Origin of the sequence: Massilia niabensis, from assembly GCF_042655085.1 — a bacterium.
Lineage (GTDB): Bacteria > Pseudomonadota > Gammaproteobacteria > Burkholderiales > Burkholderiaceae_D > Telluria > Telluria niabensis.
In genome coordinates this window covers 144,382-160,523 of the sequence record NZ_JBHSMU010000003.1, presented here as the reverse complement: position 1 = coordinate 160,523, position 16,142 = coordinate 144,382, and the positions used below count along the sequence as shown (strand labels likewise).

Sequence of the window (16,142 nt, the reverse complement as noted above, 5' to 3'; positions counted from 1 at the left end):
TAATATGGATAGCGGCCCTGCAAAGATTTCTCCGATTTGACGGGGCAATCCCCGGAATGCGCTTCGTAAGGCGTTCGCATGCCGCCTGCCAGGACACCTTGAAGAATCAAGCGTTAGGTGAACAACCATGAGTACTGCAAAATTTGTCATCTCGCTGGACTTCGAGCTTTTTTGGGGAGTCAGCGATACACAGACGGTTGCTGGTTATGGCCAGAATGTGCTTGGCGAATGGCAGGCAATTCCCCGTTTGCTGGCCCTGTTTTCCCGGCATGGCGTCAGCGTGACCTGGGCAACTGTCGGAATGCTGATGTGCCGCGATTACAAACAGTGGCGCGACCTGCGGCCAGCGATCCTGCCAGGGTATATGCGCGCGAATATCTCGCCTTATTTCAAAGACGGCCTGGTCAGGGAAAATGCCAAGCTGTTTTTTGCCCGGCCCCTGGTGGAACAAATACTGGCGACAAAAGGGCAGGAGCTGGCGACGCATACTTACAGTCATTTCTATTGCAAGGAAGCAGGCGCCACCCCTGATCAATTCTCGGCAGACCTGGATTGTGCCCGAACCATTGCAGCGGACATGGGGGTGAAATTGCGTAGCATCGTATTGCCGCGTAATCAGATCGATGAAAAATGCCTGTCCGTATTGCCGCGGGCCGGAATCCAGGTGTACCGCGGAAACCCCGAGCATTGGCTGTACAAAAACGGCGATGCCGTGGCCGGCGGGATTGCCGGACGCGTTGCCCGGTTTGCGGATGCCTGCATTTCCCTCAGCGGTCAACGCAGCGTTCGCGCACAGCACAGCTGCGGACTGGTGAATGTGCCGGCGAGCCTGTTCATGTACCCCTGGTCTCCAAGGCAGCGGGCATTGTCGACCATGCGCTTGCACCGCTTGAAGCAAGGCATAACGAGGGCCGCACAGACGGGCAGCATCTTCCACCTTTGGTGGCACCCGCACAATTTTGGTGTGAACATTGAACAGAACCTGGCGATGTTGGAGCAAGTTCTCCGGCACTACCGCATTGTGGCCGACATCTACGGGATGCAGTCCCAGTGCATGGGGGAATTTGCACCATCGGCAGGTCCCGCAAGTCGGGACGCTGGCCGCAGCGCGCTGCCCGACATGGCGGTCGCCGCCGGTGATTCCATGCAAGGGGATCGTTCATGAGCCGGCACGTCCTGCATGTGATTACCGGTCTGGAAGTCGGCGGTGCCGAAATGGCGCTCTATCGGCTCATCCTCGAGTTCCGCGGTAGCGCATATATCCATACGGTCATCGCACTGACCTCGGAAGGCGGCATGCGTCCGCGCTTTACCGAGTCCGGGATCCAACTGATTGTCCTGGACGTCAGGCATTCCCCGGTTTCGCAGCTCGTGCGGCTGTATCGGCTGGTGCGGTCGTTGCGGCCCGACATCGTGCACACCTGGATGTACCACGCCGATTTTTTTGGCGGACTCGCTGCCCGCATTGCAGGGATCCGCAACGTCATCTGGGGTCTGCGGACCACCGATGTCGACGGCGGCTGCGCACGCGCGACATCGGTCGTGCGCCAACTCTGTGCCTCCTTGTCGCGGAGGGTCCCGCAGACCATCGTGTGCGTCGCGGAGGCGGCGCGCCGCTCGCATTCCCTGATCGGTTACGACCAGGACCGCATGGTGGTCGTCGGTAACGGCTTTGACCTGTCGGCGCTGACGGCAAGCCAGGCCGAGCGACACGGGTTGCGCGCGCAGTGCGGGTTCGGCGCGGACGACATCGTGCTCGGTACCCTGGGCCGGTTCAACCTGGACAAAGACCACGCCAACTTCGTGCAAGCGGCCGGTCAGCTCGCTCGACGGCATGATCGTGTGCGGTTTCTGATGGTCGGCAAAGACCTCGATTCCGGCAACACCGAGCTCATGCGTTGGATCGATGAAACGGGATACGCGGATCGGTTCGTGCTGCTGGGCGAACGCAAGGATGCCGCCGTGTGCCTGTCGGCCATGGATATTTTCTGTCTCTCCTCGAGGACGGAAGCTTTTCCCAATGTGGTGGGCGAAGCGATGGCGATGGGATTGCCTTGCGTGGCCACCGATGTCGGAGACGTTGCCGTACTGATGGCCGACACGGGTGTTCTTGTGCCGAAGGCTAACCCTGATGCGCTTGCGCAAGGAGTGGCCCAGTTACTGGCGCGCGGTCCGGATTACCGCAGGCAGCTGGGGGAACGCGCCAGGGAGCGCATTCGCGCGACGTACACCATGGCCTGTGTGCGGCAACAGTTTGAACTCATTTATGAAAACGTCATGGCGAGAGGGGAAATCTGATGTGCGGACTTGCCGGCTTTCTGGGTGCGACCCCGTTTCAAGCAAAGGGAGAACACAAAGCTTTACTCAAGCGCATGACGGATGCGATTACCTATCGTGGCCCGGACAGCGGCGGCTACTGGTGCGACGCCGAACCTGGAATCGCACTCGGGCACCGTCGCCTCTCGATTATCGATCTGTCTCCGGCAGGCGAACAGCCGATGCACTCAGCGTCTGGCCGGTATGTAATTGCATTCAACGGGGAGATTTATAACCACCTGCTGATGCGAAAAGAGCTGGAATCGGGCCGCAACGCCCCCGCGTGGCGCGGTCGCTCCGATACCGAAACGCTGCTTGCCGGCTTCGATGCCTGGGGTGTGCAGGGCACGGTCGAACGTGCCGTCGGCATGTTTGCCTTTGCCGTGTGGGACCGGCAAACCCGCACGCTGACGCTCGGGCGCGACCGGATCGGCGAAAAGCCCCTGTACTACGGATGGCAGGGGCGGGGGAGCAAGGCCGTTTTCCTGTTCGGCTCGGAACTGAAAGCCTTGCGCGCGCATCCTGTGTTCGAAAACGTCATCGACCGTGGAGCACTCTGCCTGCAAATGAGGCACAGCTATATTCCGGCGCCGTATTCGATCTACCACGGCATCGCCAAGTTGCCGCCAGGCTGCCTGCTGACCGTCTCCATGGAGCAACCCGAACCGGCGCTGACAAGCTACTGGTCAGGCGCACGGCACATGGTGGCCGGGGCCGCTGCGCCGTTTCGTGGTACGGCGGACCAGGCCGTAGACGATCTGGAGAAATTGCTGAAAGAAGCCGTCGGTGCGCAGATGATCGCCGACGTCCCGCTTGGCGCATTCCTGTCCGGCGGGGTCGACTCGTCGACGATCGTGGCCCTGATGCAGGCGCAGTCCTCGCGCCCGGTGAAAACCTTCTCGATCGGGTTCCATGAAGCCGAATATAACGAGGCGGAGTATGCTAAGGCCGTGGCCCGCCACCTGGGAACGGATCATACCGAGCTGTATGTCAGCGCCGAGCAGGCCCTGGCGGTCATCCCGCGCCTGCCTTCCATGTACGACGAGCCGTTCTCCGACTCGTCCCAGTTGCCGACCTTCCTGGTATCCCAGCTCGCCCGGCAGCACGTCACCGTATCGCTGTCCGGCGACGCCGGCGACGAACTGTTTTGCGGATACAGCCGCTATCAATTCGCCTCGAGTCTCTGGAACACCATCAACGCCGTGCCCATGCCCCTGCGCAGGCTCGTTGCCAAGGGACTCACCGGCGTCCCGGTCGAATCCTGGAACAGGATCGCGCGGATGCTGGCGCGATGCTTGCCACGCTCGATGCGGTTCGCCAACGCCGGGGACAAACTGCACAAAGGCGCCGGGGTCATCGCCAGCCCGACACTGGATGCTTTGTATCTGGGGCTGGCCTCGCATTGGGCGGATCCGGCTTCACTCGTGCTCCGCGGCGCTGAACCATCCACCCTGTTGACAGGCAATGCCCCGGCGTTTGCCGGACTGGACGGCATCCAGCGCATGATGGCGCTCGACCTGCTGACTTATCTGCCGGACGATATCCTGGTCAAGGTGGACCGCGCGGCGATGAGCGTGTCGCTGGAAACGCGCGTTCCCTTCCTGGACCATCGCGTGGTCGAGTTTGCCTGGAGACTGCCTCAGTCGATCAAACTGCGGGACGGCGTCAGCAAATGGGCGCTGCGCCAGGTGTTATACAAATACGTCCCCAAAGCGCTGATTGAGCGCCCCAAAATGGGATTCGCCGTGCCAATCGGCGCCTGGCTGCGTGGTCCCTTGCGGGAGTGGTCCGAGGCCTTGCTGGCCGAGTCAAGGTTGCGTCGCGAGGGATTCTTCGACCCGGTCCAGTTAAGAAAAAAATGGCAGGAACACCTTTCCGGCCAACGTAATTGGCAGTACCACTTGTGGGATGTCCTGATGTTCCAGTCCTGGATCGAACAGCAGTCCCTCGATCACCGGGGCGATCACGCCCCTTCCATCGAACGCATCCGCCCGGATGACATGCACCCAATGCCCGAAGTTGCAACGCGAACATCATGATCGGTTCGCCTCAGATTCGTATCACCCCGGTATCAGCACGGTCTTTCCGACATTGTCGACGCAGCGCATTGGTTACAAGCGATGGTGAAATCATCTGATCGAGGACGGTAGATTATGAACAAGAAGATCGTAATGTCGGTGAATACCGCATGGAATATCCATAATTTTCGTGCAGGACTGGTCAAAGCCCTCACTCGGCACGGTTACGACGTCATGGTGATGGCGCCCGACGATGAATACTCGCGGCGTCTGGCACCCCTGGGCTGTCGTTTCAAGATGCTTTCGATGGATAACAATGGCACCAGCCCGGGGCGCGATCTTGCCTTGCTGGTCAAGTATTGGCGCGTATTCCAGTCTGTGCGGCCGTTTGTTTACCTGGGCTATACGATCAAGCCGAATGTCTACGGGTCGATTGCCGCGCACGGACTCGATATTCCCGTAATCAACAATATTGCGGGACTGGGTACGACATTCATCAACAGGACGGTGTTGACCTGCGTGGTGAAGCGGCTGTACCGCACATCGCTGCGCAGGTCCAACCGGGTTTTCTTCCAAAATTCCGACGATCGCAACCTCTTCGTCCAGGCCGGCTTGACGCAAGAAAGCGTGGCCGACGTGTTGCCTGGGTCGGGAATCGACTTGAAGCATTTTCTTCCGCTGCCACTGGCGCCGCTGCAGGGCCGGCCCTTCCGCTTCCTGCTTGTCGCAAGGATGCTCAAGGATAAGGGAGTTGAAGAGTTCGCCGCGGCCGCGGAGATTGTGCGCCGGGTTCTACCCGCCGTCCAGTTCCAGTTGCTCGGCCCTGTCGACGCGAAAAACCCCAACTCGATTTCCTTGCAAAGGATCAGGCAGTGGGAAGAAAGCGGCCTTGTCCAGTATTTGAACGAGACCGATGACGTACGCCCGTTCATGGCGGACGCCGATTGCATTGTGTTGCCATCTTATCGGGAAGGAGTGCCGCATTCGCTGCTCGAGGCAGCCGCGATCGGGCGTCCCATCATTACCACCGATGTCGTCGGCTGCAAGGATGTGGTTGACCATGATTCCAACGGCTTCCTGTGCAAGGTAAAGAACCCCACCGATCTGGCGGAAAAAATGATGCAAATGGTCGCCCTGCCGCACGAGCAGCGTCTGGAAATGGGGGCGCAAGGAAGAAGAAAAGCGATTTCCCAATTTGACGAGAACATCGTCATTGGCAAATACCTGAACGCCATCGCTCAGCTCGAGGTCGCCGGCAAGGGGCGTTCGGTACAGCGTTTGAAGGCCACTGTGGAAAGCCTGGAATAAGGCCGGGCCGCCTCTGCCTCCTGGATTACCTTGCACACTGCACGACCCTGAGCCGACTGCGGTTCATCGTCTTCAACGGAGTAAACATGCATCTGGAGCTGCTGACCGGAGACGACGCGCTTGAGCGCGTCAATTCGGAAGAATTTCAGTCGAAGTGGAAGGCGCTCTATGGCCGCTGTCCCTGGGCTGCAGGCTCGCTGCACCCTGATTTCGTGGCGCCCTGGTACCGGCTTTACCACTCCCGGTTCCTGCCCGTTGTGGTCATGGAGACTGCCGACGACGGTTCCCTGACCGGGCTCCTGACGCTCGCCCTGCGCCGCAATGGTACGAAGCTGACGGGGGCGGGAGAGCAGCAGGCGGAGTACCAGGGATGGATCCAGGCAGGGGAGGCCGGCAGCAGCTTCATTGTCAATGCGATACGGGAAATCCGGGTGCGGTTGCCCCGCGCTGATATTTGCCTGAAATACCTGCCCCCCGGGATTCCCCTGGACTGGATCGATGAGAAGGGACATTACGGAGAATTCTGCTCCCTGCGCAGCCACGTCCGGCCGGTGATGCGCATCGATGCGGCCGCAATGGACCGTCAAAGAAACAAGAAAAACCACCGGCAGAACTATAACCGGCTGAAAAGGCTGGGCGAAGTCAGGTTCGAGCGCGTCGTCGAGCACGAGCAGTTCATTCGTGTTTTCGACGAGATATGCCGTCAATACGATTTCAGGCAAGCGGCGCTCTACCGGACCATGCCCTTTGCGAGCGACCCCGCCAAAAAACCGTTTTACCTCGAGCTGCATAAAAACGGCTTGTTGCACGTAACGATACTGACCGTGGGCGGCAAAGTGGCGGCTTCCCATATAGGCCTGTTGAGCGAGGGCTGCGCGGTCCACCTCGGGATCAATACCTACGACCCCGCGCTTGCCGCGCATTCGCCGGGAAATCTGCTCCTGGCGATGCTCGGGGTGCATCTTGCTACGGAGCAGATGCCCATCCTCGATCTGACGCCGGGTGGAGACGGCTACAAGGAACACTTCGCCACGGAGCACGATGCGGTAGGCGAGCTGACTGTTTACAGCAATACGAAGCGGCGCCTGAAGACGGAGGCGACGCTGAGCGTCATCAGGTACTCGAAAAAAAGCTTGCAAACGGCGGGGTACCGTCCCGCCGATGTGCTCGCGGTGATCGAAAAAGTCAAAGGGTTCAGGCCATCGGGATGGCGGGAGCTGCTGGGAAAGCTGCGCCTGCCGACGAATTCGCGGCCATGCGAATTGCGCTACCGTCGCAGCGCGCCGCCCGCCATGACAGACAGGCTGCCGATCTCCAAGAACCGCTTGCACGACGTATTCAAGTTCGATTCGCAGGGCTCTCCAGCCAGGTTCCGCGCGTTTTCGGACCTTGTGATGAAACGGATGGAGAGGTCCAGCGATTTGTACTCCTTTGTACACGAGGATCAGCTCCGGATGTTTTGCTGGGCGCGGACCTGTACTGCCGAGCGCGCCTCGCAACAGCCGGCGCAGGAATCGGCAGCTCCTGCCGATTCCATTGTTCTATTCGATTTGTACGTGCATCGCCGCCTGGAGAACAAGGAACTGGTACAGCGTTTTGTCGAGCAAATATTGCTTGAGCTGAAAAAACAAAAATCCGACGCGGAAGTGCTCTACCGCGGCGCTCTGGACGACGAGTTGCAAACGGTGGTGGAGCGATGTGGATTCGTCGATGAAGCGAAGTAGCGGTCCGGCCGTTGGTAACCGTATGCCGGACCTTGGGGAAGTAGTGACATTTCACGCTGTGGGAACTGCGATCATGAATATGAATGAATTGGCTGAGGCTGGCGAAACATCTATTTCTTGTTATCTGAATGAGATTCCGTCGTTTATCGAGGCGGAGCTGGTCAAGTCATACGAAACACTGCATTCCTCCTTGCCGTTCTTTAAGACGTACAGGTCGATCGACGGTGTGAACTGTTATGTCCGCGAGCGGAAGGGCCATCCGAAGACCGTTCTGTTATTCACCTTCCGCAATAAACGGATCGATGTGCTGAACGAGATGATCGAGATCGAGCAATCGGAAGTCGATTGTTTTGCGCGCTATGTTTTTACGCGATTCGAACAGGTGGACATCATCAGTTTCAAGGCCTTGAAGACGACCGTGCATGAATCTGATTTTCCAGTCCAGAGGCACAGTTCGAAGGACACCTATGTGATTGCGCTGCCCGGAACGGCGGAAGAATATACCGAGAGTATTGCGAAGTCGACACGGGCGGACATACGGCGCCAGACGCGGAACGTGTTGAGGGATTTCCCTTCGTTTACCTCGCAATTCTTTGTCAATGAAGAGGTGCGCGAGGAGCATGTCCGCGAAATTATCGCATTCAGCGAACGCAAGATAAATTCCAAAGGGGTAAAGCTTTCGCATGATGTGGACCGTATCATTGCGCTGGCGCGGATGTGCGGGTTCATCCACGTGCTGCTGATCGATGGCCGTGTTTGCGCGGGTTCGGTGAATTACCGGATCGGGTCGAGCTATTTTGGCGACGTAACGGGGTATGACCCCGAATACGAGAAATACGCCCTCGGAAAACTGGGGGCCTATCATACGATTTGCGAAAGTATTGCGCGGGGCGGCACCAGGTTTTACCTGGGCGGAGGGGTGTTCGAGTTCAAAAGCAAGATGTCCGGCGTCATCCTCAGCATGGATGAATTACAGATCTACCGCTCGTACTTCAAAATGCTGGTTAACCTCGACAGGGTGGCAAGGACGTTTGCCGCCCGGTATGTCGGTCGTCTGAAGAAGCATTTGCACCAGCATAAGCAGGAGATGTGGGCCAGGGCTATCTTCAAATCGTTTTATTTTTTGAGCAATAAGCTGGCGAAATAGGTGGCGGCGGCATTGTCGACGGCAGTACACGAGTCCGGCGCGAAGAATGCAAGGCTCCCAAGAATCATCGTTCCCGATCGAGAGGCGGCGCACATGTGCATCAAGAGGAGGACGGGCAGTGCTGCGCGTCGGCGTGCGCTTCTGCTCGGCGGCGTGGGCGCCTGCGTTGCAGGCCTGGCGCCGGTGCACCTTGCCGAAGCGCCGCCAGGCATGATGCGGAGCGGCAGTCCTGGGGGGAGCGGCGATGCCCGGGTGCCGCCCGCCACCGTCAGTCTCGCCGACTATGGCGGCAAGCCCGGGGCAGGGCGGGCCGTGCTGGTCAGCGCCTTCGGCCGTGCCTTCGCTGCCCTGACTGAGGCCGGCGGAGGAACCTTGCTGGTTCCGGCCGGCGTCTATGATTTCGGCAGCTATGCAGATGCCGCCGATATTATTTTATGCCGCGATTTGCGCAACATCGCTATCTCGGCGTATGGGGCTACGTTCATGGTGACCACGACGGCCAGGGTCGTGCCGAATTTTTTCTATTTCTTCAATTTCCATAACATTACGCTTGCCGGCGCAAGCTTCATCGACCGGGGCTTCAGCCCGTGGTTTAACTGGAAAGGAATGTACTGCGTCGGCATTCAGGCCGATAAGTCGAGCAGCGGATTGAGGATCGTGGACTGCCGTGCGGAGAGGGTAGTCGGCTTGCTGGCGTCCCATAACAATGCGGCGGGCCGTAAGCACCTTTCGGACATCAGCGTGCATGGCGAAGTGCGCCACGCATACTATGGAGTGGGCGCGAATTTCATCCGGGAGCAGGTGCACGTCGAACTGGTTTGTCACAATGTCAGGCGCGCCTTCATTGCCTACTCACTGAAAAATGCCGCCATCCGGGTAGTCGCGTCCAGCACTTCGGATTGGCCGGGCAGCAATGGCTTGGTGGCGCTTGTCTCGGGCGGGGCCAGCACGGGTAACGTGGAAAACGTGCGGGTCAGGGTGGAGGTGTCAGGCGAGTGCATACACAGCAGCTATGTGCATTTCTACCATCAGGGCTCGGAAAGAGAAGGCCATATGCGCGACATCGACGCCACCGTCAATGTCATCAATGCGAGTTCGGTGCAGGACCTGTTCGTGTTCGACCATGAAACCGATGGCGTACAGGCGAAAACTGCACGGATATGGGACCGTATCTCGTTGCATGGAAGCGTTACCGGGAGATTCACGGGAAGGGTGATATCGAACAGGTCCGTGAGTACCTCGCCCGGCACGGTATATCTGGATCGTAACCTGACAGAGATGGGAAAGATGGATGTCCTTGGTGCCGGCTTTCGTGTGCGCTCCCCTTGAGAGCGTGGCGCGCTGTGACGCTGGTGTCGGTGTCGAAAACCTAACCTGACTTTCATATGCGAATACTTATCTATATTCATTCCCTCGAGAATGGTGGCGCCGAGCGTGTTGTCTCCAACCTTGCCAACTATTGGGCCTCGATCGGATGGGATATCACGGTCGTGACGGTGGCCTCGCAGTCGACCGATTTTTATGTGCTCGATCCGACCGTCACGCGCATGTGCCTCGATCTCACAGGGAGCAGCCGCAATGTGCTGGCCGGTTTTGCGCGCACCGCCCGGCGGGCGCAGGCCTTGCGCCGCATCCTGCAGCGCGTGCAGCCGGACGTTGCACTGTCGGCCATGCATACGGCGAACGTCATCCTGTCCCTGGCGGCGCGCGGATTGCCTGGCCTGCGTACGATTGGATCGGAGCATAATTTCCCTCCAAAAGCGCCGATGGGCATCATTTGGGAAACGCTGCGGCGCCATGCCTACGGCCGGCTGACGGCCGTGGTCGCATTGACGCAGGAATGCGCTGACTGGCTCGGCGCCCATTCTTACGCCAAGCGCATCCTGGTCATTCCTAATCCCGTTGCCTGGCCACTGTCGAGCAATGAGCCACGCGTTCTTCCCGCGGCATCTTGTCCGGCCGGGCGGCAGATCCTGCTTGGCGTCGGGCGCCTGAGCGAGGAGAAGAACTTCGCAGCACTGATCGATATTTTTTCCCGGCTCGCACCGAGGCATCCGGACTGGGATCTGGTCATCCTTGGCGAGGGCCCCGAGCGCCAGGCATTGACGGCGCAGGTGCAGGCCGCGGGACTCGCACAACGTATATTCTTGCCTGGTAGCGTCGGCAACATGGGCGACTGGTACGAGCGCGCGGCCCTATATGCCATGAGTTCCCACTTCGAGGGGTTTCCGAATACGCTGGTGGAAGCGATGGCGTATGGCCTGCCGGCAGTGAGCTTTGATTGCGACACCGGTCCGCGAGACATCATCCGCCACGATGTCGACGGGTTCCTGGTGCCGCCAGGCGATGCGGACGGGATGGCGGCCGCGCTCGACAAGCTCATGGCGGACGAGCAGTTGAGGGCAGGGTGCGGCCTTCGTGCCAAGGAAGCAAGGGAACGATTTTCGATGAAGAAGGTTTCATGCATGTGGGAAAACTTGTTCATGCCTGAGCCCGCGCCGTACCCATATCAATTGAAACAGTCACTGGACTAGTCCGGCCCACTTCACCCTGGTCTTTTGCCACGGCTCCTCGGCCCTGCATCCAGCCGCTCCTGATTCAGTCACCGAACAAGCTGCGCGGGGCAGGGCGCTACAGCCCGCTCCCCGCCAGCTACCCTTCCAGCGCGCTGCGCTGTTCCCATCACACAGCCACTGATGCCGTCAACACTCTGTCGAGTCTAACGGTCTCGGCTCGTCCCCCTTCATATACACGCATTTGCCACGCGACGCGGAGCGCGCGTGGCCACGTCCCGCGCGCCGCTTATCCTTCTAAATAATTGGTCCAGGGCAACCAATTTCCTATTTGTTGCAATATTACATGTTTCACAAAGAAAATATTTTTTTTGATTTGCGGAACTAATCCCTGGAAGCAACCCTCCAAGTTACTGATCGGCTCGGCTGCGACGCGCTTTTTGGAAAAGCTCAAGTGGTCAGGAGAAGTGATCAAGTAGACATACATTGGAGGTGGTTGCTTCTTTACGGCAACATTTGATGTTTCACGAAGAAAATATTTTATTTGATTTGCGGAACTAAATCGCCTACCGGCAACTCAAACGAGTTCAGCAGTTTAGAAATTGAGGACTTTCGTGACAAAACGCAACTCATTTCAGCCCACCGGAAAATCCTTTTCAAGGGTCTCGTTCGTGATGTTTATTGCATCGCGTGGTGGAGAGACATTCCTGGTTCGACATCGTCAATTACCCACCATGGCGCTCGAATAAGCGCTCCCGCCGCTAACTGACTAAATAGATATCAGTTAGTTTCTTTTAGTAATCCTGCGGATTATCCCTGCCACTTGCACTGCGAGTGGGCGGTCGGGTTGTCACGCACTGGTTCCTGCGGATTATTCCTGCCACTTGCGTTGCGAGGGCAGCTGGATTGTCACGCTCTGAATGTTCAGCACTTTTATATAGAAGCCATTTTAAATGTTATCTTTTTCCGCACCTTTCGTTCGCCGCCCAATCAATCTGATGCTGGTCTGTGCCGGACTGATTTCCACCCCGTTCGCGCTGTCTGCTATTTCCACTCCTGCAGTAGCCCAAACGGCGCAGTCCACGGCCACCAGCAACAGCACCAATGTGTCCGTCAATATCCGCTATTCCGGCGCTCCGGCCTGGGTGCGGGTGTTCATTGATACGGACCGGGTCGCAACGAGCGGTTTTCCGATGAATGGCATCGGCGCCAACTACTTGATTGAAAATGGCCGCCTGTACCGCTATTCGGGTACCCGGGGCGCATGGGCCTGGACCTTTGTGAAACCGCTGGCTTACACGTCGGGCAATGGCCTGGCTGCCGTGACCGTGGCTCGCGCCGATATCGGTTCTGCCACTTCCACTGGCCTGAACCTCATCACGCAAACCGATGCACCGTCGGTCGTGTCGCCTGTCATTCGTCTGGCATTCACTACGGCGACGCCGACCCCAACGCCAACGCCAACGCCAACGCCGACGCCAACACCGACGCCGACCCCAACCCCAACCCCAACCCCGACGCCAGAGCCGACCCCGACCCCGACGCCAGAGCCAACCCCGACGCCTACGCCTACGCCTACGCCTACGCCGACCCCAACGGCTCCTCCAGGTGCTTCGGTCCCGGTCAACTACACGGCCAGCACGGCGATCATCACCAATCCTGAGCGCGGTTTCTATCGTCACGTCGGCTGCGAGTCGCCCCTGAGCCAGAGCCAGCTGACCAGCTTCCGCACCTCGGGCGGCGAATCGCTGATGCTGTGCGTGTTCTACCTCCGTAACTTCGTGAACTCGCCGATCAACCAGGCCACGCTGAACCTGTTCCAGACGCAAATGGACACGGTGCGCAAGGCCGGTTTGAAAGCGATCATCCGTTTCGCCTATAACGATGCCAATTCGCCAGTCGATGCGACGCCTGCCATGGTCAACACCCACCTGACCCAGCTCGCTCCCTACCTCGCGGCCAACAAGGACGTCATCACCGTCGTGCAAGCCGGCCTGATCGGCGCCTGGGGCGAGTGGGGCAATACGAACAACTACGGCGACAGCTACAACATGACGGCGAAAAACATCGCCGACCGCAAGTCGGTGGTGGACAAGCTGCTGGCGGTGGTGCCTGCCGAACGTATGGTCCAGCTGCGCATGCCGCTGTTCAAGACCAAGCTGTACACCCCAACCGCGCTGACCGCAGCTGAAGCCTTCACCGGCACGGCCAAGGCACGCCTGGGACACCACAACGATTGCTTCCTGTCGAATTCGTCCGACTACGGCACCTACATCAATCCGTCGGTCGAGTTCCCGTACCTGGTGACCGAGACCAACTATGTTGCCTCGGGCGGCGAAACCTGTGGCTACTCGGCGCCGCGCAGCGATTGCCCGACCGCCATCAGCGAAATGACCCGCTTCCACTGGTCGTACCTGAACCTGGACTACAACACCACCGTGCTGGACAAGTGGAGAAGCCAGGGTTGCTTCGCACAAGTCGACCAGAAGCTGGGCTATCGCTTTGTCCTGAAGACCGGTTCGTACTCGAGCAGCGCCAAGCCGGGTGGTGGTTTCACCGTGAACCTGCAGGTGCAGAACGCGGGTTGGGCTGCACCGTTCAACGCTCGTAACGTGGAACTGGTGTTCCGTAACACGGCAAGCGGCGCACTCTACCGCGTCAAGCTGGCTACCGATCCACGCCGCTGGACCGCCAACCAGACGACCACGATCAGCCAGACCGTGACGCTGCCGGCCGGCATGGTCAAGGGTACGTATTCGCTGCTGCTGAACCTGCCAGATCCGATGGCTTCGCTCAACAGCCGTCCGGAGTACTCGATCCAGCTGGCCAACACCGGCACCTGGGAAGCCTCGACGGGCTTTAACAACCTGAACCACACCGTCGGCATCGCTCCTTAAGCGGCGCCAGCGGCGGGGACCGGCAGGGCGGATGCAGTTGTCCGCCCCACCTGGTCCGGGACCGTCAAGCAAAAGGCCGGCTCACAGAGCCGGCCTTTTTGCGTTGACACCGCAGGGGACGCAGAAAGCAAAACAGCCGGGCTGTGACCGGCTGTCTGGAGGAATATGCGAGGATTCTGGTCGGGGTGAGAGGATTCGAACCTCCGGCCTCTACGTCCCGAACGTAGCGCTCTACCGGGCTAAGCTACACCCCGACTGGGTTTGAGACGCTCGATCCGAACGTCTCGGGATAGGCATAATCATAATTTTCTCAATGGTTCCTGTCAACAGCGAAGCTGCACAGCTGGAGCAGGCTTTGCTTGTACACGCTGTCGGGCAGGTCCGTGATGGATTCGGCGGCCCGGCGCGCGGCCGTTTCGGCTTCGCGGCGGGTGTAATCGAGCGCGCCGCTCGCCGTGACGGCGGCCAGTACGGCGTCGAAATGCTGCTCGTCGCCTTGCTCGATGCAGGTGCGCACGAGTTGGCGCTGCTCCGGCGTGCCGTGTTCCATCAGGTAGATCAGCGGCAGCGTCGGTTTGCCTTCGCGCAGGTCGTCGCCGACGTTCTTGCCGATCTCGGTGGCGTCGCCGGCGTAGTCGAGCACATCGTCGATCAGCTGGAAAGCGGTACCCAATGAGCGCCCGAATTCGCCGGCCGCGGCGACTTGCGCATTGCTCGCGCCCGCCACCAGCGCGCCGAGCTCGGCGGCCGCTTCGAACAGCTTGGCGGTCTTCGAGCGGATCACCTTCAGGTAGCTCTCGTGGGACACGTCCGGGTCGTGCATGTTCAACAGCTGCAGCACTTCGCCTTCGGCGATGACGTTGGTCGCGTCAGACAGGATCTGCATGACGCGCATGTTTTCCAGGCTGACCATCATCTGGAACGAGCGCGAGTAGAGGAAGTCGCCGACCAGCACCGAAGCGGCATTGCCGAACAGCGCGTTGGCGGTCTGGCGGCCGCGCCGCATCGAGGACTCGTCGACGACGTCGTCGTGCAGCAGGGTCGCGGTGTGGATGAACTCGACGACGGCGGCCAGCTCGTGGTGCGCAGTGCCGCGATAGCCGTAGGCATTGGCCAGCAGCAGCACGAGGACCGGGCGGATACGCTTGCCGCCGGCGCTGATGATGTACTCCGCGATCTGGTTAACCAGGCTCACTTCCGAATGCAGGCGCTGGCGGATCACCGTGTTGACCGCGTCCATGTCGGCGGCGATCGATTGGGTAATGTTGTTCTGTTGTGCTGGAGGGGTAGCGGCGGACAAGGCGAACCTGCAATAGACGTTGATGTGCGGAGGGTGGGGCGATTATACGACATGCAAGCATAAGCCGTGCCATTTCACCAAGCGGTGCGCACGCCCCCGGTGCCGCCGCCGTCCTGCCGGGCTGGCCGGCTTCGTTGCCGCGATGCCACGCCATCTTGCGGACGGAGCCGGCTTTTGACGCATCAGATCGAACCGTGTATAATTCCCTGTTCCCCGGCACCAGAGAAGCACGACGCAAGCGTCGCCGCAGGGATTTTTATTAAACAATTGATGAGGTTTTCAATCATGTACGCGGTCATAAAAACCGGTGGCAAGCAGTATAAAGTTGTCGCTGGCGAAAAACTTAAAGTAGAACAGATACCGGCAGACATTGGTTCCGAACTCACGATCGATCAGGTCCTCGCCGTTGGCGCGGGCGAAAGCATCAAGTTTGGTGCTCCACTGGTCGAAGGTGCAACGGTTCTGGTGAAGGTCGTTTCCCATGGTCGCCACGACAAGGTCCGCATTTTCAAAATGCGCCGTCGTAAGCACTACCAGAAGCGTCAGGGCCACCGCCAGAACTTCACCGAAATCCAAGTGGTTTCAATCAACGGCTAATTGCCCCTCTCTTCAAAGTCATCAAGGAGTACTTAAATGGCACACAAAAAAGGCGGCGGCACTACCCGTAACGGCCGCGATTCAGAAAGCAAGCGCCTCGGCGTGAAGGTGTACGGCGGCCAGGCGATCAACGCCGGCGGCATCATCATCCGTCAACGCGGCACCCCAGTGCGTCCAGGCACCAACGTCGGCATCGGCAAGGATCACACCCTGTTCGCGCTGGTCGACGGCACTGTGAAATTCGTCAAGCAAGGCGTCGGCTCGAAGCAATTCGTCACCGTCGTTGCTGCCCAGGCTGCTGAAGCAGTCGCAGCGTAATTGA

General features: G+C 59.3%; 12 protein-coding genes and 1 tRNA gene. 11 read left to right on the top strand and 2 right to left on the bottom strand.

The annotated features are described in order from the left end of the window. The first annotated feature begins 127 nt into the window (after window positions 1-127). The 9 genes from ACFPN5_RS00880 (at window position 128) to ACFPN5_RS00840 (ending at window position 13,923) form a co-directional block, all read left to right on the top strand. Window positions 128-1,165 carry a polysaccharide deacetylase family protein gene (locus ACFPN5_RS00880; protein ID WP_379779134.1) on the top strand — a complete coding sequence of 346 codons (1,038 nt, stop codon included), beginning with the start codon at window positions 128-130 and terminating at the stop codon, window positions 1,163-1,165. Continuing rightward, a complete protein-coding gene (locus ACFPN5_RS00875) occupies window positions 1,162-2,298 on the top strand; it encodes a glycosyltransferase family 4 protein (protein ID WP_379779132.1) in 1,137 nt (378 codons plus the stop codon). Before ACFPN5_RS00880 ends, ACFPN5_RS00875 begins: the two co-directional genes overlap by 4 nt. Then, the gene (asnB, locus tag ACFPN5_RS00870) at window positions 2,298-4,355 is read left to right on the top strand and encodes an asparagine synthase (glutamine-hydrolyzing) (protein ID WP_379779130.1); all 2,058 of its coding nucleotides are present in this window, start codon (window positions 2,298-2,300) and stop codon (window positions 4,353-4,355) included. Before ACFPN5_RS00875 ends, asnB begins: the two co-directional genes overlap by 1 nt. Before the next feature lie 114 nt (window positions 4,356-4,469). Continuing rightward, a complete protein-coding gene (locus tag ACFPN5_RS00865) occupies window positions 4,470-5,642 on the top strand; it encodes a glycosyltransferase family 4 protein (RefSeq protein ID WP_379779128.1) in 1,173 nt (390 codons plus the stop codon). A gap of 86 nt (window positions 5,643-5,728) precedes the next feature. Beyond that, window positions 5,729-7,366, top strand: coding sequence for a GNAT family N-acetyltransferase (locus ACFPN5_RS00860; protein WP_379779126.1), 1,638 nt, complete (start codon window positions 5,729-5,731; stop codon window positions 7,364-7,366). 73 nt (window positions 7,367-7,439) lie between these two features. Further along, the gene (locus ACFPN5_RS00855) at window positions 7,440-8,513 is read left to right on the top strand and encodes a GNAT family N-acetyltransferase (protein WP_379779124.1); all 1,074 of its coding nucleotides are present in this window, start codon (window positions 7,440-7,442) and stop codon (window positions 8,511-8,513) included. A 93-nt stretch (window positions 8,514-8,606) separates the two neighbouring features. Further along, on the top strand, window positions 8,607-9,842 hold the full coding sequence (locus tag ACFPN5_RS00850) for a hypothetical protein (protein ID WP_379779122.1): 1,236 nt from the start codon (window positions 8,607-8,609) through the stop codon (window positions 9,840-9,842). 56 nt (window positions 9,843-9,898) lie between these two features. Beyond that, a complete protein-coding gene (locus ACFPN5_RS00845) occupies window positions 9,899-11,047 on the top strand; it encodes a glycosyltransferase family 4 protein (protein WP_379779120.1) in 1,149 nt (382 codons plus the stop codon). 977 nt (window positions 11,048-12,024) lie between these two features. Then, entirely contained in the window at window positions 12,025-13,923 is a 1,899-nt protein-coding gene (locus ACFPN5_RS00840) for a DUF4832 domain-containing protein (RefSeq protein ID WP_379779118.1), read from the top strand. A 177-nt stretch (window positions 13,924-14,100) separates the two neighbouring features. Here the strand turns inward: ACFPN5_RS00840 and ACFPN5_RS00835 are convergent. Together ACFPN5_RS00835 and ispB are read right to left on the bottom strand one after the other, a co-directional pair. Next, window positions 14,101-14,177: transfer RNA gene (locus tag ACFPN5_RS00835), tRNA-Pro, on the bottom strand. Between the two features lie 56 nt (window positions 14,178-14,233). Continuing rightward, a complete protein-coding gene (gene ispB, locus ACFPN5_RS00830; RefSeq protein ID WP_379779116.1) occupies window positions 14,234-15,223 on the bottom strand; it encodes an octaprenyl diphosphate synthase in 990 nt (329 codons plus the stop codon). Window positions 15,224-15,508: 285 nt separating this feature from the next. Here ispB and rplU point away from each other — a divergent pair, with 285 nt between their 5' ends. Continuing rightward, the gene (gene rplU / locus ACFPN5_RS00825; RefSeq protein ID WP_082493710.1) at window positions 15,509-15,820 is read left to right on the top strand and encodes a 50S ribosomal protein L21; all 312 of its coding nucleotides are present in this window, start codon (window positions 15,509-15,511) and stop codon (window positions 15,818-15,820) included. A gap of 36 nt (window positions 15,821-15,856) precedes the next feature. Then, the gene (rpmA, locus tag ACFPN5_RS00820) at window positions 15,857-16,138 is read left to right on the top strand and encodes a 50S ribosomal protein L27 (RefSeq protein ID WP_379779114.1); all 282 of its coding nucleotides are present in this window, start codon (window positions 15,857-15,859) and stop codon (window positions 16,136-16,138) included. Window positions 16,139-16,142 lie beyond the last annotated feature (4 nt).

Excerpts from the sequence above, each read along its gene's own strand:
- ACFPN5_RS00840 (WP_379779118.1), top strand. The coding sequence starts at position 12,025 with ATGCTGGTCTGTGCCGGACTGATTTCCACCCCGTTCGCGCTGTCTGCT.
- ACFPN5_RS00880 (WP_379779134.1), top strand. The coding sequence starts at position 128 with ATGAGTACTGCAAAATTTGTCATCTCGCTGGACTTCGAGCTTTTTTGG.
- ACFPN5_RS00850 (WP_379779122.1), top strand. The coding sequence starts at position 8,607 with ATGTGCATCAAGAGGAGGACGGGCAGTGCTGCGCGTCGGCGTGCGCTT.
- ACFPN5_RS00855 (WP_379779124.1), top strand. The coding sequence starts at position 7,440 with ATGAATATGAATGAATTGGCTGAGGCTGGCGAAACATCTATTTCTTGT.
- ACFPN5_RS00875 (WP_379779132.1), top strand. The coding sequence starts at position 1,162 with ATGAGCCGGCACGTCCTGCATGTGATTACCGGTCTGGAAGTCGGCGGT.
- rpmA (WP_379779114.1), top strand. The coding sequence starts at position 15,857 with ATGGCACACAAAAAAGGCGGCGGCACTACCCGTAACGGCCGCGATTCA.
- rplU (WP_082493710.1), top strand. The coding sequence starts at position 15,509 with ATGTACGCGGTCATAAAAACCGGTGGCAAGCAGTATAAAGTTGTCGCT.
- ACFPN5_RS00845 (WP_379779120.1), top strand. The coding sequence starts at position 9,899 with ATGCGAATACTTATCTATATTCATTCCCTCGAGAATGGTGGCGCCGAG.
- asnB (WP_379779130.1), top strand. The coding sequence starts at position 2,298 with ATGTGCGGACTTGCCGGCTTTCTGGGTGCGACCCCGTTTCAAGCAAAG.
- ACFPN5_RS00860 (WP_379779126.1), top strand. The coding sequence starts at position 5,729 with ATGCATCTGGAGCTGCTGACCGGAGACGACGCGCTTGAGCGCGTCAAT.
- ACFPN5_RS00865 (WP_379779128.1), top strand. The coding sequence starts at position 4,470 with ATGAACAAGAAGATCGTAATGTCGGTGAATACCGCATGGAATATCCAT.